Raw genomic sequence first — 1,471 nt, 5'->3', positions numbered from 1 at the left:
TGCCAGGCGTGCCGCACGGCCACCCAGCGGCCGAACGCGGTGGGGTCCTGACCCCAGGTGTTGGACACGCTGAATCCCGCAAGATTGGCGGGGGAAGCGAGATGATCGACACCGATGGCAAGGAAAAATTATCCCGACGAGTTTAAGCGGGACGCAGTGGCGCTGTACCGAGACACTGAAGGCGCGACAGTCACCCAGATCGCTGACGAGCTCGGCATCAGTGGGGTGACGCTGTCGGCGTGGTGCAAGGCCGCTGGGGTGCCGATTCGGCACCGTAACCCCGCCGCGGCGGCAGCGCCGGCTCACAGCGGCGAGACCCCGGAGCAGGAGCTGGCTCGGCTGCGGGCCGAGAACAAGGCGTTACGCGCCACCGAGGCTCGATTGTCCACCGAGCGGGACATTCTGCGGTCGGCGGCCAAATATTTCGCCGGGGAGACGAACTGGTGAGCCGCTTCCAGTTCGTCGCCGACCACCTCCACACCTACCCGGTGAAGTGGCTGTGCGCGGTCGTCGAGATCGCGCGTTCCTCGTTTTACGCCTGGCTTGCTGGTGCCGATGGCCGCGCCGCCCGCGAAGCGGCTGACCAGGCACTGGCCGCACGGATCCGTACTGTCCATGAGGCGGACAACACCTACGGGGCGCCTCGGGTCACCGCTGAACTCAACGACGGCGTGCCCGAGCAGGAGCGGGTAAACCACAAACGGGTGGCACGGGTGATGCGGGCGGCCAAGATCGCCGGCTACCGCCGCCGCCGGGTGAAGACGACCACACCGGATCCGGCCAGCCAGAAGGTCGCCGACCTGTTCAACCGGGATTTCACCGCAGCGGCACCCAACGAAAAGTACGTCGGAGACATCACCTACCTGCCCTTGGCGACCGGGTCGAATCTGTATCTGGCGACGGTGATCGATTGCTTCTCCGGCCGAGTGGCGGGGTGGGCGATCACTGAGCACATGCGCACTGAACTCGTCGAAGACGCTCTCATCGCCGCCGAGACGCTGCGTGGTTCACTGGCGGGTGCTGTGTTCCATTCAGATCACGGAAGTCAGTACACCTCAAAGGCTTTCGCGACACTCTGCACAGATCTGGGCGTCGTCCAGTCTATGGGTGGGGTGGGGTCAAGTGCCGATAACGCGCTCGCCGAATCGTTCAACGCCTCCCTCAAACGCGAGATCCTGCAGGACCGCAGCCGGTGGCCCGACGCTGCTACCTGCCGCCGTGAAGTGTTCCGCTGGCTGGTCCGCTACAACCTGAAACGGAGGCACTCCCGCTGCCGCTATTCCAGCCCGGCCAGCTACGAAAACACCCACACATTCGCTACGCTGCCAGAAGCTGCTTAATCCAAATCCCGTGTCCACCATCCGGGGTCAAGGCCCGTGATCCCGCATGCCCCCGGCGATGAAACCCAATGGGACTGGCTGGAATTGCCCGACCCACCGGCATCGTGGGGCTGGGGCAAGACCGCGCACCT

At 65.0% G+C, this 1,471-nt stretch carries 1 protein-coding gene; it reads left to right on the top strand.

What is annotated here, in order from left to right; all coding sequences use genetic code 11:
* The first annotated feature begins 114 nt into the window (after nucleotides 1-114).
* A protein-coding gene (locus tag ACWDTP_RS38455) for an IS3 family transposase (protein WP_450028447.1) occupies nucleotides 115-1,340 on the top strand; the annotation gives its coding sequence in 2 pieces (ribosomal slippage) (nucleotides 115-427 and nucleotides 427-1,340; 1,227 coding nt in all).
* The last annotated feature ends 131 nt before the right edge of the window (nucleotides 1,341-1,471 follow it).

The sequence above is a fragment of the Mycobacterium sp. NPDC003449 genome, assembly GCF_053588415.1.
Note: the sequence above shows the minus strand (reverse complement) of the source record. Positions and strands in the feature narration are given on the sequence as shown.